Genomic DNA, 25799 nt, shown 5'->3' with positions numbered 1-25799 from the left:
CTAAATAAAAAATTTTTAACGACGTTATAGTGCAATTTAATTCGTTAAATTGCTCAAAGATTTATGTAGGTTAGTTTAAGATAATAAATAACAAATTTTAGGCACAAAAAAAGCACCCTAAGGTGCTTTTTTTAACTAAACAGCAATAATTACTTCTTGCTGGCAAGTGCACCGAAGCGCTTGTTGAAGCGATCAACACGTCCGCCAGTGTCTAAAACTTTTTGCTTACCAGTGTAAAACGGGTGACACGCAGAACATACGTCTAAGTGAATGTCTTTACAAAGAGTTGAGCTAGTTTCGAATTTATTTCCACATGAACATGTTGCAGAAATTACTTCGTACTTAGGGTGAATACCTTCTTTCATAGGAACCTCTAGTTAAGGCCGCATCGCTCTCCAAACCCGGAGTTTGGCACCATACGTCGTTAAAACAAATTTGTTGGTGGCGGATTTTATCCAACAACCTCCCCCCACACAAGTATTTATTTATATTTTTGCCAAAAAAGTGAACAATCTCTTTCTCAAGCACTATTGCTAGTAGGTTTTTAGCGTTATTTTTAGTACATTACAGCATTAATTTTACGGGTTGAGTTGTTATGAGTTTTGTTGAAGTTGCTATTAAAGTTCCGCTTCCACGCACCTTTGATTATAAAATAGAAGAACAGCTCAGTGGCTTATCAACTCCTTTACTACCTGGCATGCGGGTTTTGGTACCTTTTGGTAATCAAAAAAAAGTAGCGGTTGTTCTGGGTATTAAAAGCAGTACCGACGTCCCTTTAAATAAAATTAAAAATATTATAGAGGTAATAGACGACGCCCCTATTTTAAGTGCCCAGCATTTAGAACTCCTTAGCTTTACTGCCCGCTATTATTGCTATCCATTAGGCGAAACTATTCATATAGCGCTACCTGGTGCACTTCGCCAAGGTGAATCGCCTGATAAAACCAGTATTAATATGGTTGCCCTGACAGAAAAAGGTGCAAAAGTACCGTCATTAAAAGCTAAAACACAGCTCAACCTATTAAAGCAGTTATCGCAATCAGGTAAGTCATCATTAACTGAGTTAAAAGCACTGGGCTTTAGTAAAAAAACAATAGATAGCTTAATAGATAAAGAACTCATAACACAAACTATTGAGCACGATAACCAATGGCAAAGTGTTGCTCCAACCGTCGGTAGTAAACCAGTACTTAATAAAGAACAAGCGGTTGCTTGCACAGCTATAAATCAAAGTACTGGCTTTAGCAGCTTTTTATTAGAAGGCGTAACGGGCAGCGGTAAAACCGAAGTGTATTTACAGTGCCTAGAAGAAGTACTCAAACGTGGCGAGCAAGCCCTCGTACTCGTGCCCGAAATCGGCCTAACACCACAAACCGTAAACCGTTTTCGCCGCCGCTTTCCTGATACACCCATTATGCTTTGGCACTCTGCACTTACCGACAACGAACGCTTACAAACATGGCGCTTTTGCGAAAAAGGCAGTTGTGCGATAGTTATTGGCACACGTTCGAGTATTTTTCTGCCATTTTTAAAACTCGGTATGATTGTTGTTGATGAAGAACACGATTCATCATTTAAACAACAAGATACGCTTCGCTATCATGCCCGCGACTTAGCTGCTTACAGAGCTTTTCAGCATAAAATTCCGCTTATATTAGGCAGCGCCACACCCGCGCTTGAAACACTTCACAAAGCAATTAATAACAAATACCAGCTGTTAAGTTTAACCGAGCGTGCGCAAACAGCGACTGACAACCAGTTTAAGTTACTCGATATGAAAGGTCAGCCCGACCAAGCAGGTATTGCACATGCAAGCCTTGCTACTATGCGTCAGCACTTAAATCGCGGTAAACAGGTTATGGTATTTTTAAATCGTCGAGGTTTCTCTCCAACCCTTATTTGCCATGAGTGCGGTTGGTTGAGCGAGTGTAAACGATGCAGTACCAGCGCTACATTTCATAAAGCGATTGGGCAAATGATCTGTCATCACTGTGGCGACCAGTACCCTGTCCCTCACCAATGCCCTGACTGTGGAAGTACGCAAATATTTCCTAACGGTAAAGGCACAGAGCAAATTGAAGAGTTTTTATCGACCGAATTCCCTGATACACCTGTTACTCGTATAGACCGCGATTCAACTCGCCGTAAAGGTAGCCTTGAAAAAGCACTTGATGAAATAAACCTAGGGGGCGCACGCATTTTAGTGGGCACACAAATGCTTGCCAAAGGCCATCACTTTGCAGATGTGAGTCTTGTTATAATTTTAGATGTAGATAGCGGCTTATACTCATGCGACTTTAGAGCGACAGAGCATTTAGCGCAATTAGTCACCCAAGTAGCGGGGCGTGCTGGACGTTCAGGAGAGCCTGGTCAAGTGTTATTACAAACACACTTTCCAGAACACCCTCTTTTGCAAGACTTAGTTAATAATGGTTACCAAGACTTTGCCCGTTTTGCTCTTAGTGAGCGCGATGATGCTGACTTACCGCCCATTACAAATATGGCCATTGTGCGTGCACAAGGACATAGTATTAAACTAGTCGTCGATTTTTTGACGGATTTGGTTCCTGTGAATGGGGTATCTGGTATACAATTGCTCGGTCCGATCCCTGCCCCACTTGAAAGAGTCGCAGGTATGTATCGTTTTCAATTGCATATTCAAGCGCAAGATCGTCGCATATTACATCAGTACCTTGCGCAAATGGTTGATTATTTAAGTACCAGTAAACTTGCACAAAAAGTACGCTGGAGCTTAGACGTAGACCCTATAGACATGATTTAGGTTAAGGCCAAAATAACACCATGGCACAGCACGATTATATTAATAAAAAGCCTGCAGGCAGAAACAGTAAAAAAAACGCACCCGCTAAAAAACCATTTCCTATTCTTTTAGCCGTTATAGCCATCTTACTTGTAGGTGGTTTTGCCTACACACTATGGTTTATAAAAAGTAATGCCGATCCAAAACTTGTCGAAAAACAAGCTAACCCAACTGCACCCGCAAAAGTAGAAGTTGTTATTCCACGTACACCGGAATTTATTAAAGAAATAAGAAACCACGAGATTCAAGTTGAAGTAAAAGAACTTGAGCAAAAAGGTCCTTATGTTATGCAATGCGGTTCGTTCAGAACTCATGCACAAGCTGAATCATTAAAAGCTAAAATCGCATTTGCAGGGCTCATTTCTGAGATAAAACAGGCTGAAGGCAGCAATGGTACTTGGTATAAAGTACGTTTAGGCCCTTATAAAACCAAACGCCAAGCCGAAAGCGATAAAAACAAACTTAAACGTGTAAAAATAGTCGGCTGCGGAATTTGGGGCTGGACTTGAAAATAAACCATTCACCCATATAACCTCATCATAATCGTTTTTTACGAGTTGCCTCTGCAGCTCGATGATGAGGAATAACATGACTACTATCGTAAGTGTTCGCCGCGGCGACAAAGTTGTAATTGGCGGCGATGGCCAAGTTTCACTTGGTAACACCGTAATGAAGGGCAACGCCCGCAAAGTTCGACGTCTTTATAATGGCAAAGTAATCGCTGGTTTTGCCGGCGGTACTGCTGATGCCTTCACTCTTTTCGAACGTTTTGAAAGCAAATTAGAAATGCACCAAGGTAACCTAACTAAAGCCGCAGTAGAAATGGCTAAAGATTGGCGAAGTGACCGTGCACTTCGAAAACTCGAAGCGCTGCTCGCCGTAGCAGACGAAACAGCCTCTTTAATTATTACCGGTAATGGCGATGTAGTTCAGCCAGAAAACGATTTAATTGCAATTGGTAGTGGTGGTAACTTTGCGCAATCAGCTGCAACCGCCCTTTTAGAAAATACAGATTTAAGCGCTCGTGAAATAGTAGAGAAAAGCTTAACTATTGCAGGCAACATCTGCGTATTTACTAATAACTTCCAAACAATCGAAGAATTATAATAGGAACTATTATGTCTGATATGACCCCAAGAGAAATTGTTCACGAGCTAGATCAGCACATTATAGGTCAGGCTAAAGCTAAAAAAGCGGTCGCTATTGCGCTTCGTAATCGCTGGCGCCGTATGCAATTAAATGAAGATTTACGCAGTGAAGTAACACCAAAAAATATATTAATGATTGGTCCAACAGGTGTAGGTAAAACAGAAATTGCCCGCCGTTTAGCAAAACTTGCTAACGCACCATTCATTAAAGTAGAAGCGACTAAATTTACTGAAGTTGGTTATGTTGGTAAAGAAGTAGATACGATCATACGTGACCTCGTTGATGTTTCAATTAAAATGACTCGCGAACAGCAAACTAAAAAGTTTAAACATCGCGCCGAAGAAGCAGCAGAAGAGCGAATTTTAGATGCACTTTTACCACCGGTTAAAGATCAATATGGCGAAAGCCAACGCGACGATACTTCATCTACTCGCCAAACATTTCGTAAAAAATTACGTGAAGGTCAATTAGATGATAAAGAAATCGAGATTGAATTAGCGCAAGCTCAATCAAACGTAGAAATTATGGCGCCTCCTGGTATGGAAGATATGACCAACCAGTTACAAAGCATGTTTCAAAACATGGGCGGCGATAAACGCACTAAACGTAAGTTAAAAATTAAAGAGGCCTTCAAACTATTAACGGAAGAAGAAGCCGCTAAATTAGTAAACCCTGAAGAGCTAAAAGAACAAGCTATTTTTGCAGTAGAGCAAAACGGTATTGTGTTTATTGATGAAATAGACAAAATTTGTAAACGTGGTGATTCTTCAGGCCCTGATGTGAGCCGAGAAGGTGTTCAGCGCGACTTACTACCGCTAATTGAAGGCTCAACAGTAAACACTAAACACGGTATGGTTAAAACTGACCATATGTTGTTTATTGCCTCAGGTGCGTTCCAAATGTCTAAACCATCAGACATGATACCTGAGCTACAAGGTCGCTTACCGATTCGAGTAGAACTTGAACCACTAACTGCAGATGACTTTAAACGTATCTTGACAGAGCCGCATGCATCGCTTACTGAGCAACAACGAGAGCTCCTTAAAACTGAGCAAGTAACGATTGAGTTTAGTGATGATGCTATTGAGCGTATTGCTAAGGCAGCGTGGCAAGTTAACGAAAAAACCGAAAACATCGGTGCTCGTCGCTTGCATACTGTGATGGAAAGATTGATGGAAGAAATTTCATACGATGCTTCTGAAAAAGCAGGTTCATCACTTGTCATTGACGCCGCTTACGTTGAAAAACATCTAGGCGCACTTGTTGAAGATGAAGACTTAAGCCGCTTCATTCTATAAAACGAATATAAACGTTATACTAAAAGCCTCCAGATTGGGGGCTTTTTAATGGGATATATAAAATGAAACACGTTACAAAAGTGCATTACCACAGCGTGAGTAAAAATTTAGATGTTTATTTTAACGACGATAGCCAAGCAGTCTTTAGCTGTGAATTTTTACGCGTTCACTCTCCCTCTGCTGAAGTGCAAGGCCATGGCTCTGGTCCAATGAAGCTAGTACTTAATAAACAATCTGTAGGTATAAAAAACATAGTACCTGTTGGGCATTATGCACTGCGTTTAGATTTCGATGATGGTCACAATAGCGGACTGTTCAGTTGGAGTTACTTTGAAAAACTACAAGCGCAGCAACAAACGTTGAGCGATGAATATTCGGCACGCGTAGCCGAGCACGAACAAAACAAAAACAGTGTACCAATAAAGTTTATTCCTTAAACCTTATTGGTAACTTTAGGTGGGTATTTTTAGATTAGTTAACCTAAACCCTGGTTAAGATATTTACTATCCAGGGTTCAAGTTAGTTACACTTTAAACTTATCAATAGCGCTAAATAACACTCTAGCTTGCTCAGATACTTCTTCGCTAGTTTGGGCGTTTTTAGCAGCATGTTCAGTTGCATCTTGCGCAATGTCGCGAATTCTTACTACATTTTTATTAACCTCTGATGCCACTTGGCTTTGCTCGTCAATAGCAACCGCTATTTGAGAGCTCATTTCCATTATTGTTTGTACATCTTCAGTAATTGCGCCTAATAACTCACCTGCTTTAATTGCTTGCGAGGCACTTTCATCGCCTTGAGAACGACATTTGTGCATAATACTTACCACTTCTTGAGTACGCTGCTGTAAGGTACTTATAATACCTTCAATCTCACTCGTAGACTCTTGAGTACGCTTCGCTAATGAACGAACCTCATCTGCAACAACAGCAAAGCCACGACCATACTCACCAGCACGGGCCGCTTCTATTGCCGCATTAAGTGCGAGTAAATTTGTTTGATCTGCAATCCCCCGAATTACATCAAGCACTGAACCAATTGTTTCGCCATCTTTTTCAAGTTGCGACACTACATTTGATGCATTCCCTAACGAATCAGATAGGGCCCTAATGTGCTTAACGGTAGAGTCAACTTCACTGCGCCCTTGTTGAGCACTTAAATTTGTTGACTCTGCTTTTTTAGCAGCCGCTTCAGTATTATGTGAAATATCCTGAATCGTCGCCTGCATTTCGGTGGCTGCAGTTGCAACCATGTCGGCTTCATGTAATTGCTCTTGCATACCGGAGCTTGTTGCTGCAGTACTTTCTGATAAATGCTCTGTTGCTATATTAAGCGTATTTAAAGCACCATTAACTTCGTTAATTAAGTTTTTAAAATCGCCTATTAAGCTATTAAAATCGACCGTCATGGTGGTAATTTCGTCTTTACCTGTTTGCTCTATCATCACGCTTAAATCATTATTACGACGAATATCGTTAATGGTGTGATAAACCCGCTCTATAGGCACAATAATCGAGCGGCTCGTGAAATAAACCAACATCAAAACAATAATGCCAGCAATCACAAAAATAAGAATGGCTAAAAATTGTGCCTGTTCAACGCTTTTATCTACCTGTTGCTTAGTGCTTAATAGTATCTGCGCAACGATTGCATCACTTTGTTCAACACTTTTACGCATTTTTCCAAGTGCACCTGAATTTAAATCTAAGCCCAATTCAACCTGTGCCTGGACCAATGCTTGAAATTGCGTTTGGTAGGAATTTAAAAAGCCATTTAATTGAGCTGTATACCCCGTATCAAATTGAGCCTGAGCGATTTGCTGCTTTAAAGTATCAACCCCTTCATCAAATCGAGTTAAATACTTAAGATCAAAACGTAGCATAAAATCTTTTTCAGCCCGTCTTAACTGTAATATAGAAGATAAGAGTTTGTAATTACCTTGCTCTTTGAGCAAGCTTTCAACCTCGTGTACTGCACTTCTTAGCTCGCCATACAGCCCATCTTTTGGGTGTAATCCAATGCGTTTTTGTAGCACAACAACACTCATAAAGTCATTGTTATAAGTACTTACCAAACTATCTAGATTACTTATTTTTTGGGTTTCGATACCCTGCTCTTGCATAATTACATTCAACTTAGCAATCTTACTTTTAAGCTGGTTATAATCTTGTTCAAATAAGTCTAATGCTTCTTCTTGTTTATAAAAAAGAAAGTTTTTTTCATGTTTACGCAGTTCTAATTCATGGATATTAAGCTCTTCAGCAAGCTGAATTGTTTTATTTAAGCTTAACGTTGTTCTCGCTTCATAAATTATTACGCATAAAAGGACCACCATTGCTAAACCAACAACGACTGCGTTTAACTGTAAACGTCGTTTGATTGTTAAGTTTTGTAAAAAATTCATCGCTAACGCCTTTTTTAAATATGCATTTGTATTATAGCTGATAGCTCAGAAGCGACTCATTAATTTAACTTTTTATTATTGGTTATTCTAAGCTACTTAATTATGATGGCTATAAAGCGACACTATCCCACAAACCTTTGTGTAACGATTGTGTGTTATTCCACTGTTGTTTAACCAACCAATCAATTAAAGGCGCGGGATCGCTAGGGTAATTTATTTGCTTATTTTGCGGGGCGCTATTCCAGTCATCAAGGGCTTGCGGGTTTAAATAGTTCATAACATGCGCCATGCCCATGGCAAACAAAGTTTGTGCATTTGCGGTTTGCTCAAACTGCCCATCTAAAGGCTTTAATAGTAACTTCTTACCTAACTTAAGCGCTTCACTGGCAAGCTCAAACCCCGCATTACCAATAACGCCACTCGTGTTTGCTAAGTCATTTAAAAAGCCAGAACGTGAGGGTGGTCGCAAATGTATATGTCCAAAAGACTGATTGCAGGCATTTGGGTGATAACAATAAAATTCTTTTTCGGGAAAGTCTTTTAAGTAATCAACAATGCTATCTAAGTTTTCAAACGGTAAATATACCAATACCTTATTTAGTACCGCGACAGGGTTCTCATGATTATGATGAGCAATAAAAGGCGGGATTATATTATTTGCAAATGGCTTCCAGTGTACGCCTAAGTAGGTAGATGCTGGTGCATAATGCTTGATGAGTGATTTTCTAAGTACACCACGACCAAATATAGGTACGTTTTCTGACAAAAATGCGGCTTGGTGACTAATACCGATAACGGGTATATCGGCCCGTTTTGCAGCCCATGCTGTGACTGGCTCAAAGTCATTAAGTACAAAATCGTACTGTTTTATATCAAGCGATTTTATATCACTCACCAGCTTACAAACTCGCATGTTTTTAAGTGTTTTTAAATTTTTGACTTGCCCATTTTCAGTACTAAACGATAAGCCCCGATACGCTTTATAATCTGAGAATTCGTGCATATCAAAGTAATCTTTATTTGCTCGCCCTGAAAACACATAATCAACATCAATACCAAGTTTATTAAAGCAGCTTGCCATAACCCTAGCCCGCGTTATATGACCATTACCGGTACCCTGCACTCCATACAATATTTTCATACAGGTACCACAAGCGCTAATGCGAATAAGCCACAAACACTGCCAATAATCGCACCTATAATAATATCAGCAGGAAAATGTACGCCTAATACAACACGAGAAATAGCCACACCAGCAGCCCAACTAAGTAGTAGCCATATATATTCAGGGAAAAAGTGACTTAGTATAATCGCAACTAAGAACGCTGCAGCGCTGTGACCCGAGGGCAAACTAAATTTATCACTTGGTACTATATAAGCATTTGTTACTAAGCAGTCGCATGGACGGATGCGGGCAAATCTATTTTTGGCCAATAAATAAATGGGCCTTTCTATAGCAAAACCAACTAATATCGTTACAGGTAATAATTGTTGCTGCTCATTATTACTAAGCCACCACACCGCTAAACACACAAGTATGTAAAGCCCTCCATCACCGCTTTTTGATAATCCAAACGCCATTGTTTTAAACCACTTCGGTGAGTTGCAATTAAACAGAGTTAAAAATAATTGCTCATCTAGCAGAGCTGCCCTTTTAAACATATTATTGTTATCCATCACTTCCCCCTCATTGCATAATATATGAACACCGATTTAGCTTATGTGTTGTAAATAACAATTGAGTGACGCTTTTAAGACACTATTATTGCGATTAATGATTTAGCGCTTGTTTTGTCTAAATTTACTGCGATTAAGTCGTTGTTATTGCTTATAAGGAGGGTATACTGAGGTATAAATTAATGTACCTTTTGAGGATAAAATAATGGATTACAGCACTTCTGATTTATGTGACCACTTTGCTGATGTGGTTGACGTGCTAGAGCCAATGTTCATCAACTTTGGTGGTCGACACAGCTTTGGTGGCCGCATTAAAACGGTTAAATGTTTTGAAAATAATGAACTGATCCGCGAATTACTTTCTCAAGACGGTACAGACTTAGTGCTTCTTATTGACGGTGGTGGCTCAACTCGCCGTGCACTTATTGATATTGAATTGGCCGAACTTGCACTTGAAAACAACTGGAATGGTATTGTTGTTTACGGCGCAGTACGCCACGTTGATGAGCTTGAAGAACTTGATTTAGGCATTCAAGCAATTGCTTCCATTCCTGTTGCAGCTGACAGTGAAGGTGCTGGCGAGGATGCTATAGGCGTTAACTTTGCCGGTGTATCATTTTTTGATGATGACTTTATTTATGCTGATAGTACTGGCATTGTTTTATCTGCAGAAGAATTAGAATTGGAAGTTGTAGAGGTATAACGTGACCTCCCATTTAAAAGTATATGATGAAAGCGCGGTTAGAGCACTTTGCTCTAGCCGCGTAAATGAAAAAAAAGCATGGCAATCAATGGCCTTGCTAGACACTCAAGTAAACCTGCAACAAGCACTTATTGACGCAGCTCAATTTGGCATTCGCTACGTACTTCTTGGTATTTGCGAAGATATTGGCCCAAAAGCAAATTTAGGAAATGGCGGTGCAAACGAAGCATGGTCTGCTTTTTTAAAACGTTTTTTAAACCAACCTCATAATCAATTTATTGCCACTCAAAAAGTACTTTTATTGGGTGAAGTAAATACTGATGATTTAATGGCGCAAAGCAACCAACTTAATAATCAGCAAGCCCAGCAGTTAACTCAATTACGAGATTTATGCCAACAACTTGATGAACGCGTAGAGTCAGTATTAAGCCTTATTTTTAAAGCAGGGCTTGAGCCAATCGTAATTGGCGGAGGTCACAATAATTGCTTAGGTATTATTCGCGCGCTAAGTAAGTCAAAAAACACGCCTGTTAATGCTATCAATTTTGACCCTCATGCCGATTTTAGAGAATGTGAAGGTCGTCATAGTGGTAATGGTTTTCGCTACGCGTATAACGAGCAACATTTAAGTAATTACCATGTTATTGGCTTACATGAATTAAAAAATAATCAAGCAATTATAGATGCAATGAGTGAAGCTAACTTTAAGTTTGATAGCTATCAATCTATACAAGTTAAGCGAAAAATCACACTAACGCAGGCAATTGAAAATGCACTAAGTAATTTTAATGATTTACCACTGGGTGTTGAAGTTGATTTAGATAGTATTACTTATATGCCAGTTAGTGCGTATACATATTGCGGATTTAGCGTGAGTGACACTGAGCACTTTGTGCATTTAGCTGCAAGCCATCGCTACTCTAAGTACTTACACTTATGTGAAGCAGCGCCTAGCCAGCATCCTAACGGGTTAGATGCCGGTGCTGCCCATGTAGGGCAAGTGATTAGTGCACTTGTAAATAGCTACCTACAAGCCAAAGAAAACACTTAACGTTGTTGAACCGATCGCCACTCTTTTAGCCAGCTCATTAAACCGATACTACTTAGCGGATGACCAAAGTAATAACCTTGTGCAGCATAACCTTTTAAGCTTTTTACAAACTTAAGTTGTTCAAGTGTTTCTACTCCTTCAAAAATTACTTTTGTTTTTTGTTGGCTATGCATATCAACCATTCCACCAACTAAACTGCGTATATTGTTTTGATTACTAAAGTCAGCGGTAAGTGAAGGTGAAACCTTAATATACTCAACCGCTAAACTTGGTAACTTAGAAAGTAGTACTGGGTTATCACCAAGTCCATCCACACATACTTTTAAGCCTATGTTATTAAGCCTTGCGATCATGCCTCGACCTTTGTCATCTAAACCAGCAAAAATATGTAAAGGGCATTCAACAATCAAGTCTCCCGCCTCTAAGTGATGCTCATTTATAACAACATCAACAAATTCAACAAACTCTTCATTTAGCATTTCAGGGCCAAATACGTTAATGCTAAGCGGTATAGAAATACCTTCTACTCTAAGCGCCATTGCAAGCTCAGCGGCTCTCTCCATTACAAATTTAGCAAGCGGGTAACCAAGCCCTGCTATTCTTATGTCGTCAATAAAACGATTAGCAGATAAAATTCCTTGCTTAGGATGCTGCCAACGCAGTAGTAATTCTAAAAACTCAATTTGACCGTTTTCGTTGCAAATTATAGGTTGAAAATAGAGTTCTAATTCGCTCGAAAAATCAATATTTGCTAATTCTTTTAGTCGCGCTTGTTGCTCTCGCAGTTCAATCATCATTTGTTGATGATAAGGCACAACCTTGCGATTTGGGTGGCTATCGAGTGCTAGGTATGCGTACGATATTAAATTATCAAAGTTATTGTCTTGCTCATTACAATCAACATAACTCGCCCTCGCTTTTACCTCTACAGTGCAGTTAGCGACATTAAATGGCTTAAGCGTTGCACCCAGTATTTGTTCAATAACCAACTCATGCAAATGTTTTTGATTCGCAAAACTACAAATAAATGCAAAGTTAAGGCCCCCCAAGTGGGCTAGCTTTTCTTGCCCAACTAAAGTCACTATTTCGTCACTTGAAAGCAGTTCTTTTATTCGATTAGCCGATTGTGCTAACAGTATATCGCCAAAGTCACGTCCAATGTGCTGGTTAACTTGCTCAAATCCTTCAAGACGAATAACGATTAACGCTGCACTTACTTGCTTATTGTCGCACCATGCATAGTAACCTTGACGTAACTGTTTTCTATCTGCAAAAACCGAAAGCGGAGACTCTTCAATAAATGCATCACCTGTAGGTTCTGGCTCTATCACGACTTCTATTTCAGCGCTTTCATCATTTAAAAAGCCAACAATAGCTAATAATAATATCGCTAACACAACCCAAAATAACGGAACTTCCAATAATAAATGAGCTGAAAATAGAACAACAAATAAAAGACCAGCCATTGAGCTGGTAATAATCATGCTCCAATTATTTCGCTCGAAGGCTTGCCATAAATGAAAACAAAATCCAAAGGCAAGTAAAATGGCAAGCCAAGCTGCGCCTGTGCTCAAAATAGCCAAACCAACAGCTGCTGTGCATAAATAGCTAAATTTAATACTGGCATTTTTAACGGCAAATAAAGTGGCAATCATCGCCATCAATAGTGCACCACTAAAAAATATTGGGAAGTTACTGTCGGTTAGTATGTTCAAATTAACGGCATCCGTATTCGCTAAAAAAGTTTAAACCAGATTATATGTGGGCAAAAATAATACAAACTAGTTAATTCTACCCAAAATCCATAAATTTAACAGTTTATTTACGCCAAATTGGTAACTTAATTGTGATGGATGACTTATTTGCCAATGCGCAATATCAGCTCTTGCACCAACCTTTAAAATACCACGGTCGTCTAACCCTAGTGCTTTAGCAGCATTGCGAGTAACACCTGCCAATGCTTGCTCGGGTGTTAATCTAAACAATGTGCATGCCATATTCATCATCAAGTGCACTGAGCACAGCGGTGAAGTGCCAGGATTAAAATCACTCGCAATAGCTATAGGTACTTTATATTGATTAAGTAACTCAATAGGTGGGAATTTAGTTTCTCTTAAAAAATAAAATGCACCGGGCAATAACACCGCGACCGTCCCAGCGTTTGCCATGGCTTTTACACCCTCTTCATCGAGATGCTCAATATGATCTGCCGAAAGGCCATTGAACTGCGCCACCAGCTCAGCACCATGTTGATTAGATAACTGCTCAGCATGGCATTTTACTGGGAGGTTATGCTTTTTAGCCGCCTGGAAAACACGTTTGGTTTGCGAATAACTAAAGCCTACATTTTCACAAAATACATCGACTGCATCAGCAAGATTATTAGCCACTACCTGATCAAGCATGTCAGTACATACCAAATCAATATATTCATCAGCACGGCCTTTGTATTTTGGCGGTAGAGCATGCGCCCCTAAAAAAGTAGTTTTAATATCAATAGGATGATGCTCACCTAATAAACGAGCTACTTCTAATATTTTTATCTCGTTTTCAGTATCTAGCCCATAGCCTGACTTTATTTCAACAGTGGTTACACCTTCTTTTAACAACGTATTTAAGCGATCTTTTGCATCAACAAACAATTGTTCACGGTCGGCTGCTCTCGTCGCTTTAACCGTACTTGCTATGCCACCGCCTTGTGCCGCAATTTGCTCATAACTTACACCCTGCAAGCGCTGCTCAAACTCTTGCGACCTTGAACCTGCAAACACTAGATGCGTATGACAATCTATTAAGCCCGGCGTTAACCACTGCCCTTTTATACTCAATGTCGGCGTTGCAAATACATCAAAACTGGGCAACGTTGCTTGCTCTCCAATCCACGCAATTTTACCATTTTTAATAGCTATAGCAGCATTTTCGATTGCGCCATAAGGGGCATTTATATTGCTATCCATAGTGGCAATATTGGCATCAGTTAAAAGTAAGTCGATTTCTTCTAACTCATAATTTTTTGTTGTACTTTGCATTTTGCAGCCCTTTTTACGCCCAGAGTGATGAAAATATAGTCTAACAACCCATCTTGTATATACAAGATAATTGTGTCATCTTATTTATATAGTTTATTTTTAATGTAACCATAAATTTAATGACGACACCTAAATTTGCGCAAATAAAACAATTCATTGTTGATAAAATTCGCAGCGGTACGTGGCAAGAAAACCAACGTGTTCCCTCTGAAAACGAACTAAGTAGTCAATTTAGTGTCAGCAGAATGACAGCCCGCCGAGCACTAAGCGAATTAACCGAGGCAGGTATTTTAACCCGCAGCCAAGGGTTAGGTACATTTGTAGCCACATTTAAATCGCAGTCATCGTTACTCGAAATAAAAAACATTGCTGATGAAGTAAAAGAACGTAACGGCAACTACACCTGTAGTGTACTCATACTTGAATCAATAAATGCAGTCGCACCTATTGCCATTGCGCTTGGTGTTGAGATTGACAGTGTTGTATATCGAAGTGTACTCGTGCATAACGAAAACGACAGCCCCTTGCAGCTAGAAGAGCGTTTTGTAAACCCTGCGCTTGCGGCTGGTTACTTACAACAAGACTTTAGCACGCTTACACCTCATGAGTATCTATCTAGTGTTGCACCACTTACCCAAGCGAGGCATACCGTAGAGGCTATTATGCCAAACAGCGAAATGTGCCAATGGTTAAATTTATATAACGAAGAGCCATGCTTACAAGTTATTCGACGCACATGGTCTATTAATGGCATTGTAAGCTTTGCGCGCCTTGTATCACCAGGCAGTAAATATCGCTTAGGTGGACACTTAACATTTAAAAAATAACAAACAATAGCGCTTACTGCGCTTTTTTTATAACAAATCACCTTGTATATACAACAGGAGCAAAACATGAACAACCGACTCGACACAAGTCGCGTAATACGTGCACCTCATGGCGATAAAATAAGTGCTAAAAGCTGGCAAACTGAAGCTGCTAAGCGCATGCTAATGAATAATCTAGACCCTGAAGTTGCAGAACATCCTCATGCACTTGTTGTATATGGTGGTATTGGCCGAGCAGCTCGTGATTGGCCAAGTTATGACAAAATTATAGAAACCCTCGATAGACTCGAAAACGACGAAACTCTGCTTGTACAATCAGGAAAACCCGTTGGTGTATTTAAAACCCACAGTAATGCCCCTCGTGTACTTATTGCCAACTCAAACCTTGTTCCACACTGGGCGAATTGGGAGCACTTTAACGAGCTCGATAAAAAAGGCTTGATGATGTACGGGCAAATGACAGCGGGTTCTTGGATTTATATTGGCTCGCAAGGCATTGTACAAGGCACTTACGAGACCTTTATAGCCATGGCAAAGCAACATTTTTCAGGCAGTGCTAAAGGTAAGTGGGTATTAACGGGTGGCCTTGGTGGTATGGGCGGTGCGCAACCACTTGCCGCTACAATGGCTGGGTTTAGTGCGCTAGTTGTTGAATGTGATGAAAGCCGTATCGATTTTCGTATAAAAACAGGCTACGTTGATGTAAAAGCAGCGAACCTTGAACACGCACTGCAATTAATAACCGATGCGTGCATAAAAGGTGAAGCCCTATCAGTTGGCCTACTTGGTAACGCTGCCGATGTATTTAGTACACTGGTTAAAACAGGTATTACACCTGATGTAGTCACAGATCAAACATCAGCTCACGATCCATTAAATGGTTACTTACCACAAAACTGGACAATGGAGCACGCAGCAAAAATGCGTGAGCAAGATCCAAAAGCGGTAGTAAAAGCTGCTAAACAATCAATGGCAGTCCAAGTTAGAGCCATGCTGGCGCTGCAAAAAGCGGGTGCCGCCACTACTGATTACGGAAATAATATTCGTCAAATGGCGTTTGATGAAGGTGTTACCAACGCGTTTGATTTTCCTGGATTTGTACCCGCCTATATTCGCCCTTTATTTTGTGAAGGTATTGGACCATTTAGATGGGTAGCACTATCAGGCGATCCAGAAGATATTTATAAAACCGATGCAAAAGTAAAAGAGCTTATTCCTGATGATGCACATTTGCATAACTGGCTTGATATGGCCCGTGAACGTATTCAATTTCAAGGGCTACCTGCACGTATTTGTTGGGTAGGTTTAAAAGATAGAGCACGCCTTGCATTGGCCTTTAACGAAATGGTTAAAAATGGCGAACTTAAAGCCCCTATCGTTATTGGTCGCGATCACCTCGACTCTGGCTCAGTTGCCAGCCCTAACCGCGAAACAGAAAGTATGAAAGATGGCTCTGATGCGGTATCGGATTGGCCATTACTCAATGCACTGCTTAATACAGCAAGTGGCGCTACTTGGGTGTCCCTTCATCATGGCGGCGGTGTAGGTATGGGCTTTAGTCAGCACTCTGGTGTGGTTATTGTTGCCGATGGTACAAATGAAGCTAAAGAGTGTATTGCTCGCGTACTTTGGAACGACCCTGCAACGGGTGTAATGCGCCATGCTGATGCTGGATACGACATAGCAAAGAACTGCGCTAAAGAACAAAATTTAGACCTACCAATGTTAGACAAGGAATAATCATGTTCGAACTTACTCTCACTCCAGGCTCACTTAATTTAAACACGCTAAGAAAAATTAATAATTCACCAGTAAAGTTAAGCCTTGTACAGCATGCTGAATCACAAATAGCTGCCAGCGCACAAACCGTTCAAAACGTTATTAATGAGCACCGCACTGTATACGGGATTAACACCGGCTTTGGGTTATTAGCTAATACCAAAATAGCCGACGACGAACTTGAATTATTACAGCGCTCCATTGTGCTTTCACACGCTGCGGGCATTGGCGAATACATGGATGACAGCACAGTAAGGTTAATGATCACCTTAAAAGTAAACTCGCTTTCGCGCGGCTACTCGGGTATTCGCCTGCAAGTAATCCAATTTTTTATGCAGCTGCTTAGTAGCGAAGTATATCCGTGCGTGCCTAAAAAGGGCTCCGTGGGGGCATCGGGGGATTTAGCCCCTCTTGCGCATATGTGCCTACCTTTATTAGCTGAAGGTCAAATGCGACATAAAGGAAAAATAATTAGTGCAGCACAAGGGTTAAAAATAGCGGGGCTTGAACCTCTTACCCTTGCAGCTAAAGAAGGCTTAGCATTATTAAATGGCACACAAGCGTCAACTGCGTTTGCACTACAAGGCCTATTTAGAAGCGAGAACTTATATGCACAAAGCTGCGTTATCGGCTCGATAAGCATAGAAGCTGCAATGGGCAGTCGCGCGCCATTTGATGCACGTATTCATGATATTCGTGGTCAGCGCGGACAAATAGACACCGCTCAAGTATTTAGAGAGCTACTCGATACGCACTCTCAAATTAGTGATTCCCACGTCAATTGTGAAAAAGTACAAGATCCATACTGCCTTCGCTGCCAACCTCAAGTGCTAGGTGCTTGCCTAACTCAGATACGCCAAGCCGCAGAAGTGTTGCTATGCGAGTCAAACGGTGTAACCGATAATCCGCTAGTTTTTGCCGATGTAGGCGACATCATTTCTGGAGGGAATTTTCATGCAGAACCCGTTGCAATGGCTGCCGATAACCTCGCTATTGCGATTGCCGAAATTGGTGCTTTAGCAGAAAGACGAATTGCATTACTTATTGACTCAAACCTATCTAAGTTACCGCCATTTTTGGTTGAAAACGGCGGGGTAAATTCAGGTTTTATGATTGCTCAAGTAACCGCTGCTGCGCTTGCGTCAGAAAACAAATCATTAGCACATCCGGCTTCGGTCGATAGCTTGCCTACATCTGCAAATCAAGAAGATCATGTATCTATGGCAACCTTTGCAGCAAGGCGCTTAGATGAAATGGCCAATAATACCCAAGGTGTTTTGGCAATAGAATGGTTAGCATCGGTTCAAGGGCTAGAATTTAGAAAGCCGCTTGAACCATCAAATAAAGTGCAAAGCGCTAAAGCGTTATTACGCGAGCATGTGAGTTATTATGATAAAGACCGCTACTTTGCTCCCGATATCGAAGCTGCTAATACATTACTAAGTGAAGGTAAGCTATGCGACTTCATAGAGAGCAGTCCCCTGCCTTCAGCATATTAAATACCATATTGGTAAGTAAAGCCTAGCGCTTCAATAGCTGAGCCAATAACTTTGCGCTCAGCTTTATCATCACTGGTAAAGCGTGGTAACTCGCCACCATGTTCTGCACACTTCACTGCGTAGTATTCAGCTTTTGTCGGGTGCGCAGGATTAACAACATTATAAATATTTTGCCCTACTTGCCAGTGCTCTATCACCGCAAAGATAGCATTAATTACATCTTGTTGGTGCACCATATTTACTACTTGCTCACTTGATGTATTAAGCTCTTTGCCTGCCACAAAACGACCAGGTTCTCTATTAGGCCCTAGTAATCCAGCTAAACGCAGCACTTTCCCGTCTTGCTCAAGTACTTGCTCTTCTGCCTCATAGAGCTTTATTTGGCGCTCGTTTGTGCATGAAATATCGCAACTTTCGCTATATACACCAGGCTCTTGATCGTATACCCCGGTTGACGAGCATAATAAAAAGCCCTTTGCGTTTAACTCCTTTGAAAGCTTAAGCGCTGCGGTGAGTGTTTCAGGATAATTACTTTCACTGTGCCTGCTACGTGGTGGAATAGCACATACCCAATAAGCATTTTGTAAATCAACTTGATGTCTTAATTGCCCATCTTCAAGTGTAAACTGACGCTCAAAGTCAAACTCGTGTATATCTGTTCTATGCGTTCCTTGTACTTGCCAATCAGCTTTTTGCGCACTTACGCATAACGCATGTCCTAACCAACCTGCACCTAATACTACTAATTCATTACTTTTATTTGTCATTTTTGTATAAGCCTTTATTTTAAACGCATAATTAGTTCTTTCTATCTAACTTTATAGAGATTTTAAGTAAGATATGATTAGATATAATTTCATAAATAATAAAAATATGCGTACTCATGCTAAATAATTTATCATTACGGAAGAAAATATTATTATTGATTGGTGGAACAATTACCGTTTTACTAATTATTGCCTCAACATTTTTTGTTAAACACATTGCCAACCTCTCTAGAGAAAACATAGAAAACGAAGCGCAAAGTTATCTACAGACCGAGCAACTTTCAATGCAAAGTTACTTTGCAATGTACGGTAAAATGGTATCAACCTTTGTTAATAACCCACATTTAATCAACTTTTTTGAAAATTGGGATACTCGCGATCAAGCACTCGAAAGCGCGTCAGGTTACAACGAAGTAAACCAAGACTTTGTGCGTTTAAGCTCAAACGACGAAAACATTTTATCGGCCTTTTTTGCCTCAGCAACCACCGGTGAATACTTTAAAGAAAATGAACGTACAAGTCACTACAACGGCCAGCCTTATTACGCCTACAAGCGTGGTTGGTGGCAAGAAGCCATGCAAGTTAACAAACTTTACGTAGGTCCAATCTCTGTTGATTTAACCACAGGCGTAGCATCCGCAGTAGTACAACAACCTGTTTATAACGCACAGCGTAAACTCATTGGTATGGGCGGTGTTGATTTACAACTAAACAAAATTAACGACATGGTCGAAAATATTCGCTTTAACGGCCAAGGTTATGGATTTTTACTCGATGGAAATCAAAAAGTAGTTCACTTTTCAAAAGCCACTGGACACAAACTTTCAATTACAGATGAAGGTGCAAACGGTAAAGAAGGACTCGATGCGCTTCAGCAACAATTTACAGATACAGCAGGCTTTAAAGAATTAAATACACAAATGCGAAATAACCTTAAAGGCAGCCAAATGGTTACTTTTAAAGGTGAGCAGTTTTATGTGGTTTACCATCGCTTACAGCTAGATCAGCCTTATATAGATTGGTATGTAGGTCTACTTATTCCTACTAGCATGATTGAAGAGCCCGTAAATGCCGCAGTAACCGCAACAACAACTGCAGTAGTTATTATCTTAATTATTATATTAGCCATGATTTTATGGGCTACCCATATGATTTCAAAACCCATCACAACACTTACGCACATTATGCGTGATATAGCATCGGGTGAAGGCGACCTTACTCAAAAAATTGATATTAATAGCCAAGATGAAGTGGGACAGCTGGCCAATCATATGAACACTTTTATTGATAAATTACGCGCCATGATGCTAGAAACCGCAGCGCAAGCAGAACAGCTAAGTAATGCAGCAGCTCAGCTAAGACATGTTTCTGAGCAAACTAATTCTGAAATTCAGCAAGAGAAGCAGCAAGTTGATAGCGTCAGCGCCGCGGTAACTGAAATGGCGACTACTGTGCTTGAAATATCACGTAATGCACAACATACAAATAACGCAGCTGAAGAAGTTCAGGCAATTACAGCTGAAGGTGCAAGCCGTTCTACACAGGCGCAAAAAGTAATGACTGAACTGGCGTTGCATATTGGCGAAGCATCTAAAGTGGTTGCAGGCCTTGAGCAAGAAAGTAATAATATTGGCGCATTAGTCGATGTAATCAATTCAATTGCCGATCAAACCAACTTACTTGCACTTAATGCAGCTATAGAGGCAGCTCGTGCCGGTGAACACGGTCGAGGCTTTGCCGTTGTTGCTGATGAAGTACGCTCACTAGCAAGTCGCACACAAGAATCAACTGACGATATTCGTAATATGATTTCGCGCTTGCAGCAAATAGCTCAACAGGCCTCAGTGATGATGCAACAAGGACAAGATCAAACCGAGGGCTCAGTACTGCAAACTAAAGAAGTACTTAGCTCACTTCACAATATTGCGCAGTCGGTCACTAAAGTACAAGACCAAAGTCATCAAATAGCCACGTCAACTGAGGAGCAAACAGTCGTTGCTGAAGATATTAATACGAGCCTTTCGGCAATTAATAACTTAGTGAACAGTACCGCTGACCATGCACATACCCTCGCTGACGAAGCTCGTGACTTAAGTGATCTAGCTGCGGCACTTAACAAAACGGTTAACCAATTTAAATTATAAAACACTCATTTAATAGCTGTGTTTAAGCGTCAAACTTAAGCGCAGCTATAACCCTTGTTTTTAATTTATTTAGCACCATATCTTTACAGTTCGCTACTATTTTTACTGTAATTGAGTAATACAAAGTTATTTTTACGAACCAGATCAAATTTTTCGATTTTATACACAGATCTTTTTATTGAGATAGTTTGTTGTTTGGCAGAGTCTGGTATAGTAGCGCACGTAATAAACAGTGCTTTTTGAGCGGTTTAATACAATATTGCTAATTAATATGTTCTAAGTGTTATTTAAAAGCACATATTAATTACCAATTGTTAAAAATGGGTTAGCCGATACTCGGCTGACAAAGAATACATTGTAACGGTTTTATCATGATATCTAATTTATTTACCAAGCTTTTTGGTAGTCGCAATGACCGCACTATTAAAAACTTAAGAAAGACGGTCGCGCTAATCAATGCGCTAGAAACGCAACTTGAAGCGCTTTCTGATGAAGATTTAAGAGCTAAAACAGCTGAGTTTAGAGAACGTTACGATAACGGACAAGGCCTTGACGATATCCTACCTGAAGCTTTTGCTGTGGTACGTGAAGCGTCAAAGCGTGTAAATGGCATGCGTCATTTCGACGTGCAGTTATTAGGTGGTATGGTTTTACATCAAGGTCGCATTGCAGAAATGCGTACCGGTGAAGGTAAAACACTAACAGCGACCCTACCAGCTTATTTAAACGGCTTAACAGGCAAAGGTGTTCACGTAATTACTGTGAATGACTACCTTGCTAAACGTGATGCTGAAACCAACCGTGCGTTATTTGAATTTTTAGGCCTTACTGTAGGCTGTAACGTACCGGGTATGATGCCACAGCAGAAGAAGCTAGCTTATACTGCTGACATTACGTACGGTACAAATAACGAATTTGGTTTTGACTACCTTCGCGATAATATGGCTTTTAGCATTGATGAACGTGTTCAGCGTCCATTATTTTATGCCGTAGTCGATGAAGTGGATTCAATCTTAATTGATGAAGCGCGTACTCCGCTTATTATTTCAGGCCCAGCTGAGGACAGCTCTGAGCTATACACTGAAATAAATACCATCGTTCCTTTACTTGAACTTCAAGAAAAAGAAGACGAAGAAGGTGTTGAAGGCGACGGCGATTACACTATTGATGAAAAGTCTAAGCAAGTTCATTTAACAGAACGTGGTCAAATTAAAGTAGAAGAGCTACTTACTGAACGCGGCTTAATTGAAGAAGGTGATTCGCTTTACTCAGCAGCAAGCATTACGCTACTAAGTCACGTTTATGCGGCCCTTCGTGCTCACAAGCTATACCAAAAAGATGTTGATTACGTAGTAAAAGAAAACGAAGTAATCATTATCGATGAGCATACTGGTCGTTCAATGGAAGGTCGTCGTTGGTCAGAAGGTTTACACCAAGCTGTTGAAGCTAAAGAAGGTGTAAATATTCAGAACGAAAACCAAACACTTGCATCTATTACGTTCCAAAACTACTTCCGTTTATACGAAACACTAGCAGGTATGACAGGTACTGCCGATACTGAAGCTTTTGAGTTTCAATCTATCTACGGCCTAGATACTGTTGTTATGCCAACTAATAAGCCAATGGTTCGTGATGATCGCGCCGACTTAGTTTACCTAACGCAAGAAGAAAAATACGAAGCAATTTTAATTGACATTAAAGACTGCCAAGACCGCGGACAACCGGTACTTGTAGGTACTATTTCAATTGAAAGCTCCGAGTATTTATCACAGTTTTTACGCAAAGAAAAAATTAAGCACAACGTACTTAATGCCAAATTTCATGCGCAAGAAGCAGATATCGTTTCAGATGCTGGCCTACCAGGTACAGTAACAATTGCAACCAACATGGCCGGTCGTGGTACCGATATCGTGTTAGGTGGTAACTGGAACAGTGAAGTTGAAAAACTTGAAAACCCAACTGCTGAGCAAATTGCTGAAATTAAAGCAGCTTGGAAAATTCGCCATGATGCAGTAATTGATGCCGGCGGTTTACATATCATTGGTACTGAACGTCACGAATCTCGTCGTATAGATAACCAATTACGTGGTCGTTCTGGTCGTCAAGGTGACGCCGGTTCTAGCCGTTTCTACCTATCGATGGACGATGCACTAATGCGTATCTTCGCTGGTGAACGCATGACTAACATGATGCGTAAACTAGGTATGCAACGCGGTGAAGCAATTGAACATCCATGGGTAAACCGTGCGATTGAAAATGCACAGCGTAAAGTAGAAGCACGTAACTTTGATGTTCGTAAGCAATTGCTTGAGTACGATGATGTAGCAAACGATCAACGTCGCGTTGTTTACTCTCAACGTAATGAGCTACTTGAAGAAGGCGATATTTCAGAGACTATCACAGCAATTCGTGGTGATGTTCTTGCTAGTGTAATTGATCAGTACATTGCACCGCAAAGCCTTGCTGAAATGTGGGATATTCCTGGCCTTGAAGAGCGTTTAAAACAAGACTTCTTACTTGAGTTGCCAATCACTCAATGGTTAGCAGATGACAATAAACTATACGAAGAAAAACTTCGTGAGCGTATTGAGCAGGCGGTTGAGCAGTCATACAAGCAAAAAGAAGAGCAAGTTGGCGATTCTGTTTTACGTCAATTCGAAAAAGCGATTATGCTACAAAGTCTTGATCAGCATTGGAAAGATCACCTTGCTGCTATGGATCACTTACGTCAAGGTATTCATTTACGTGGTTACGCGCAAAAGAATCCTAAGCAAGAGTATAAGCGTGAATCGTTTGAGCTGTTTTCTGAAATGCTTGAAAACTTGAAAGTAGATGTTGTAAGCATCCTAAGTAAAGTACAAGTACGCGCAGAAGAAGATGTTGAAAAAGTAGAAGAGCAACACCGTAAAAGTGAAAATGCTCCTCGCGAATACCAACATGAAGAAGCTGAGCAAGTAGGTGGCGAAGCGCCAGCACCAGAAACAGCTACTGTAATGGCTCGTACAGAACCAAAAGTAGGTCGTAATGACCCTTGTCCTTGTAAATCAGGTCAAAAATTCAAACAATGTTGCGGTAAATTAAAATAGCCCAGTATTGTTATTAGCTTATTAAAAAGCGGCGCTAGCGTCGCTTTTTTTTATGGAGTTTTAAAGTAATGACTATAGAAATTGTACATGTAGCTGTTGGTGTTATTAAGAAAAATAACGCTATATTCATTTGTAAACGCGCAGATGAACAACATCAAGGCGGTTTATGGGAATTTCCTGGTGGCAAAGTAGAAGCAGGTGAAAGTGTTTTTGTTGCACTTAAACGCGAGCTTACTGAAGAAGTTGGATTAACAATTCACAGCTCTAGTCAACTTATGGTGATTGAACATGACTACGGCGATAAGTGCGTTAAATTAGATGTACACGTAGTAAGTAACTTTAGCGGTGAAGCACATGGCGCTGAAGGGCAACCTAGTGAATGGGTAGCAATTAGTGAATTAGAAAATTATGATTTTCCTGAAGCTAATGCTGAAATTATCGAGAAAATAGTAGCCCGATACGCATAAAAAAAGGGCATAAGTGAGCACAATGAACATCTCAATACAAAATAAGCTAAGCGAACAATTAGCATTAAATCCTGAGTTAACTCAAGTTAGTGTGATTGGTAGCGGCCATATAAATAGTACATGGCTACTTACGTGTATTGATAAACAGTTTATTGTGCAAAAACTTAATACTGAGGTATTTAAATACCCTGCTCAGTTAGTAAGTAATGCAAAACTAATTGAGCAGCATTTAAATACCAAACAACTACAAAGCAACTACCCCCTTGAAACAGTTAAGCATATAGCCATACAAAACAACGAACACTTAATAGAAATTGATAGCGCGCATTATCGCGTCCTTAGCTATATTAATGACAGTTACAGCGAAGACGTTGTTAAAAATGCGCAACAGAGCGAGCAAGCGGCTTACGCCTTTGGCGTATTCGCTCATGCATTACAAGATTTTGATACACAACAACTACATACTGTAATTCCTGATTTTCACAACTTAGCGATGCGCTTTGAGCAATTAAATATCGCAATCACAAATAACTCTGTAAATAGAGTAAAGCACTGCGCTGACGAAATAGAATATTGCTTATCGCAGCAACATTTAATCACCGAGCTTAATAGCATAGCTAAGCAGATACCACTTAGAGTGTGTCATAACGATACAAAAATAAATAATATGCTGTTTTGTAGTGCAACTCACAAAGCAAAAGCAGTGATTGATTTAGATACCTGCATGGCGGGATTTAGGCTTTATGATTTTGGCGACATGGTACGCACTTTCTGCTCCCCCGAAGCCGAGGATTCAACAAACTTACACAACGTTATTATTCGAAAAGATATATTTTCAGCCATTGTTAAAGGCTATGTAACGCCATTAAAAAGCAGCATGAGTACAAAAGAACAAGAAAGCCTGCTGTTAGGCGCTAAAATAATGCCGCTCATGTTAAGTGTGCGCTTTTTAACTGATTACTTAAATAACGATGTGTACTTTAAAGTGGCTCATGCAGAGCATAATTTAGAGCGAGCACAAAACCAACTCGCGCTTTATAAAAACATACTCAGTAACGAAAAATGGATGCACCAATGCTTAATGAGCTAAAGCTTATT

At 40.3% G+C, this 25799-nt stretch carries 21 protein-coding genes; 14 read left to right on the top strand and 7 right to left on the bottom strand.

Features of this window, described 5'->3' with window-relative positions; all coding sequences use genetic code 11:
* Positions 1-149: 149 nt before the first annotated feature.
* Positions 150-365 (bottom strand): 50S ribosomal protein L31, encoded by a 216-nt coding sequence (rpmE, locus tag CXF64_RS13730; protein ID WP_007582029.1) that lies wholly within the window; start codon positions 363-365, stop codon positions 150-152.
* 230 nt (positions 366-595) lie between these two features.
* On the opposite strand from rpmE, the gene priA reads away from it, so the two are divergent.
* The 5 genes from priA to CXF64_RS13705 all read left to right on the top strand — a co-directional run bounded on the left by priA (position 596) and on the right by CXF64_RS13705 (position 5705).
* The gene (gene priA, locus CXF64_RS13725) at positions 596-2782 is read left to right on the top strand and encodes a primosomal protein N' (protein ID WP_024594431.1); all 2187 of its coding nucleotides are present in this window, start codon (positions 596-598) and stop codon (positions 2780-2782) included.
* Between the two features lie 20 nt (positions 2783-2802).
* Positions 2803-3330, top strand: a complete 528-nt coding sequence (locus CXF64_RS13720; RefSeq protein WP_007582031.1) for an SPOR domain-containing protein — start codon at positions 2803-2805, stop codon at positions 3328-3330.
* Between the two features lie 79 nt (positions 3331-3409).
* Positions 3410-3928 (top strand): ATP-dependent protease subunit HslV, encoded by a 519-nt coding sequence (gene hslV, locus CXF64_RS13715; protein ID WP_002958366.1) that lies wholly within the window; start codon positions 3410-3412, stop codon positions 3926-3928.
* 11 nt (positions 3929-3939) lie between these two features.
* Positions 3940-5268 carry an HslU--HslV peptidase ATPase subunit gene (hslU, locus tag CXF64_RS13710; RefSeq protein WP_007582032.1) on the top strand — a complete coding sequence of 443 codons (1329 nt, stop codon included), beginning with the start codon at positions 3940-3942 and terminating at the stop codon, positions 5266-5268.
* A gap of 62 nt (positions 5269-5330) precedes the next feature.
* Entirely contained in the window at positions 5331-5705 is a 375-nt protein-coding gene (locus tag CXF64_RS13705; RefSeq protein ID WP_101217277.1) for a gamma-butyrobetaine hydroxylase-like domain-containing protein, read from the top strand.
* 86 nt (positions 5706-5791) lie between these two features.
* Here the strand turns inward: CXF64_RS13705 and CXF64_RS13700 are convergent, their stop codons facing one another.
* The 3 genes from CXF64_RS13700 to CXF64_RS13690 form a co-directional block, all read right to left on the bottom strand.
* Positions 5792-7672, bottom strand: a complete 1881-nt coding sequence (locus CXF64_RS13700) for a methyl-accepting chemotaxis protein (protein ID WP_101217276.1) — start codon at positions 7670-7672, stop codon at positions 5792-5794.
* A 109-nt stretch (positions 7673-7781) separates the two neighbouring features.
* The gene (locus CXF64_RS13695; protein WP_033026549.1) at positions 7782-8813 is read right to left on the bottom strand and encodes an MJ1255/VC2487 family glycosyltransferase; all 1032 of its coding nucleotides are present in this window, start codon (positions 8811-8813) and stop codon (positions 7782-7784) included.
* Complete coding sequence (locus CXF64_RS13690; protein ID WP_033026551.1) at positions 8810-9349, bottom strand: phosphatase PAP2 family protein; 540 nt, start codon at positions 9347-9349, stop codon at positions 8810-8812. Before CXF64_RS13690 ends, CXF64_RS13695 begins: the two co-directional genes overlap by 4 nt.
* Positions 9350-9554: 205 nt before the next feature.
* Here CXF64_RS13690 and rraA point away from each other — a divergent pair, with 205 nt between their 5' ends.
* The gene (gene rraA / locus CXF64_RS13685; protein ID WP_002959955.1) at positions 9555-10052 is read left to right on the top strand and encodes a ribonuclease E activity regulator RraA; all 498 of its coding nucleotides are present in this window, start codon (positions 9555-9557) and stop codon (positions 10050-10052) included.
* A gap of 1 nt (position 10053) precedes the next feature.
* On the top strand, positions 10054-11103 hold the full coding sequence (locus CXF64_RS13680; RefSeq protein WP_101217275.1) for a formimidoylglutamase: 1050 nt from the start codon (positions 10054-10056) through the stop codon (positions 11101-11103).
* Here the strand turns inward: CXF64_RS13680 and CXF64_RS13675 are convergent.
* A complete protein-coding gene (locus CXF64_RS13675) occupies positions 11100-12764 on the bottom strand; it encodes a bifunctional diguanylate cyclase/phosphodiesterase (protein WP_024589898.1) in 1665 nt (554 codons plus the stop codon). The genes CXF64_RS13680 and CXF64_RS13675 overlap by 4 nt on opposite strands.
* A gap of 120 nt (positions 12765-12884) precedes the next feature.
* Positions 12885-14132 carry an imidazolonepropionase gene (hutI, locus tag CXF64_RS13670; protein ID WP_101217274.1) on the bottom strand — a complete coding sequence of 416 codons (1248 nt, stop codon included), beginning with the start codon at positions 14130-14132 and terminating at the stop codon, positions 12885-12887.
* A gap of 119 nt (positions 14133-14251) precedes the next feature.
* Here hutI and hutC point away from each other — a divergent pair, with 119 nt between their 5' ends.
* The 3 genes from hutC to hutH all read left to right on the top strand — a co-directional run bounded on the left by hutC (position 14252) and on the right by hutH (position 18237).
* Positions 14252-14959: a histidine utilization repressor gene (gene hutC, locus CXF64_RS13665; protein ID WP_007582045.1), complete on the top strand. Its 708-nt coding sequence runs from the start codon at positions 14252-14254 to the stop codon at positions 14957-14959.
* 66 nt (positions 14960-15025) lie between these two features.
* The gene (gene hutU / locus CXF64_RS13660; protein WP_101217273.1) at positions 15026-16699 is read left to right on the top strand and encodes a urocanate hydratase; all 1674 of its coding nucleotides are present in this window, start codon (positions 15026-15028) and stop codon (positions 16697-16699) included.
* Between the two features lie 2 nt (positions 16700-16701).
* On the top strand, positions 16702-18237 hold the full coding sequence (gene hutH, locus CXF64_RS13655; protein WP_024589901.1) for a histidine ammonia-lyase: 1536 nt from the start codon (positions 16702-16704) through the stop codon (positions 18235-18237).
* Here the strand turns inward: hutH and CXF64_RS13650 are convergent.
* Entirely contained in the window at positions 18234-19004 is a 771-nt protein-coding gene (locus tag CXF64_RS13650) for an NADP-binding protein (RefSeq protein WP_101217272.1), read from the bottom strand. The genes hutH and CXF64_RS13650 overlap by 4 nt on opposite strands.
* Before the next feature lie 116 nt (positions 19005-19120).
* Between CXF64_RS13650 and CXF64_RS13645 the strand changes: the two genes are divergently transcribed.
* The 4 genes from CXF64_RS13645 (at position 19121) to CXF64_RS13630 (ending at position 25791) form a co-directional block, all read left to right on the top strand.
* Positions 19121-21148 carry a methyl-accepting chemotaxis protein gene (locus tag CXF64_RS13645; protein WP_101217271.1) on the top strand — a complete coding sequence of 676 codons (2028 nt, stop codon included), beginning with the start codon at positions 19121-19123 and terminating at the stop codon, positions 21146-21148.
* Between the two features lie 371 nt (positions 21149-21519).
* A complete protein-coding gene (secA, locus tag CXF64_RS13640) occupies positions 21520-24234 on the top strand; it encodes a preprotein translocase subunit SecA (protein WP_007582061.1) in 2715 nt (904 codons plus the stop codon).
* 68 nt (positions 24235-24302) lie between these two features.
* On the top strand, positions 24303-24701 hold the full coding sequence (gene mutT / locus CXF64_RS13635; protein ID WP_010553815.1) for an 8-oxo-dGTP diphosphatase MutT: 399 nt from the start codon (positions 24303-24305) through the stop codon (positions 24699-24701).
* Between the two features lie 22 nt (positions 24702-24723).
* On the top strand, positions 24724-25791 hold the full coding sequence (locus CXF64_RS13630; protein ID WP_101217270.1) for a phosphotransferase enzyme family protein: 1068 nt from the start codon (positions 24724-24726) through the stop codon (positions 25789-25791).
* Positions 25792-25799 lie beyond the last annotated feature (8 nt).

Origin of the sequence: Pseudoalteromonas sp. GutCa3, from assembly GCF_002836155.1 — a bacterium.
GTDB lineage: Bacteria > Pseudomonadota > Gammaproteobacteria > Enterobacterales > Alteromonadaceae > Pseudoalteromonas > Pseudoalteromonas arctica.
The sequence above is the reverse complement of the archived record's forward strand: the minus strand, read 5'-3'. Positions and strand labels throughout refer to the sequence as shown.

What these genes read in the sequence shown, in the direction of transcription:
- rpmE (WP_007582029.1), bottom strand. Translation starts at nt 365, where the DNA reads ATGAAAGAAGGTATTCACCCTAAGTACGAAGTAATTTCTGCAACATGT.
- priA (WP_024594431.1), top strand. Translation starts at nt 596, where the DNA reads ATGAGTTTTGTTGAAGTTGCTATTAAAGTTCCGCTTCCACGCACCTTT.
- CXF64_RS13720 (WP_007582031.1), top strand. Translation starts at nt 2,803, where the DNA reads ATGGCACAGCACGATTATATTAATAAAAAGCCTGCAGGCAGAAACAGT.
- hslV (WP_002958366.1), top strand. Translation starts at nt 3,410, where the DNA reads ATGACTACTATCGTAAGTGTTCGCCGCGGCGACAAAGTTGTAATTGGC.
- hslU (WP_007582032.1), top strand. Translation starts at nt 3,940, where the DNA reads ATGTCTGATATGACCCCAAGAGAAATTGTTCACGAGCTAGATCAGCAC.
- CXF64_RS13705 (WP_101217277.1), top strand. Translation starts at nt 5,331, where the DNA reads ATGAAACACGTTACAAAAGTGCATTACCACAGCGTGAGTAAAAATTTA.
- CXF64_RS13700 (WP_101217276.1), bottom strand. Translation starts at nt 7,672, where the DNA reads ATGAATTTTTTACAAAACTTAACAATCAAACGACGTTTACAGTTAAAC.
- CXF64_RS13695 (WP_033026549.1), bottom strand. Translation starts at nt 8,813, where the DNA reads ATGAAAATATTGTATGGAGTGCAGGGTACCGGTAATGGTCATATAACG.
- CXF64_RS13690 (WP_033026551.1), bottom strand. Translation starts at nt 9,349, where the DNA reads ATGGATAACAATAATATGTTTAAAAGGGCAGCTCTGCTAGATGAGCAA.
- rraA (WP_002959955.1), top strand. Translation starts at nt 9,555, where the DNA reads ATGGATTACAGCACTTCTGATTTATGTGACCACTTTGCTGATGTGGTT.
- CXF64_RS13675 (WP_024589898.1), bottom strand. Translation starts at nt 12,764, where the DNA reads ATGGCGATGATTGCCACTTTATTTGCCGTTAAAAATGCCAGTATTAAA.
- hutI (WP_101217274.1), bottom strand. Translation starts at nt 14,132, where the DNA reads ATGCAAAGTACAACAAAAAATTATGAGTTAGAAGAAATCGACTTACTT.
- hutC (WP_007582045.1), top strand. Translation starts at nt 14,252, where the DNA reads ATGACGACACCTAAATTTGCGCAAATAAAACAATTCATTGTTGATAAA.
- hutU (WP_101217273.1), top strand. Translation starts at nt 15,026, where the DNA reads ATGAACAACCGACTCGACACAAGTCGCGTAATACGTGCACCTCATGGC.
- hutH (WP_024589901.1), top strand. Translation starts at nt 16,702, where the DNA reads ATGTTCGAACTTACTCTCACTCCAGGCTCACTTAATTTAAACACGCTA.
- CXF64_RS13650 (WP_101217272.1), bottom strand. Translation starts at nt 19,004, where the DNA reads ATGACAAATAAAAGTAATGAATTAGTAGTATTAGGTGCAGGTTGGTTA.
- CXF64_RS13645 (WP_101217271.1), top strand. Translation starts at nt 19,121, where the DNA reads ATGCTAAATAATTTATCATTACGGAAGAAAATATTATTATTGATTGGT.
- secA (WP_007582061.1), top strand. Translation starts at nt 21,520, where the DNA reads ATGATATCTAATTTATTTACCAAGCTTTTTGGTAGTCGCAATGACCGC.
- mutT (WP_010553815.1), top strand. Translation starts at nt 24,303, where the DNA reads ATGACTATAGAAATTGTACATGTAGCTGTTGGTGTTATTAAGAAAAAT.
- CXF64_RS13630 (WP_101217270.1), top strand. Translation starts at nt 24,724, where the DNA reads ATGAACATCTCAATACAAAATAAGCTAAGCGAACAATTAGCATTAAAT.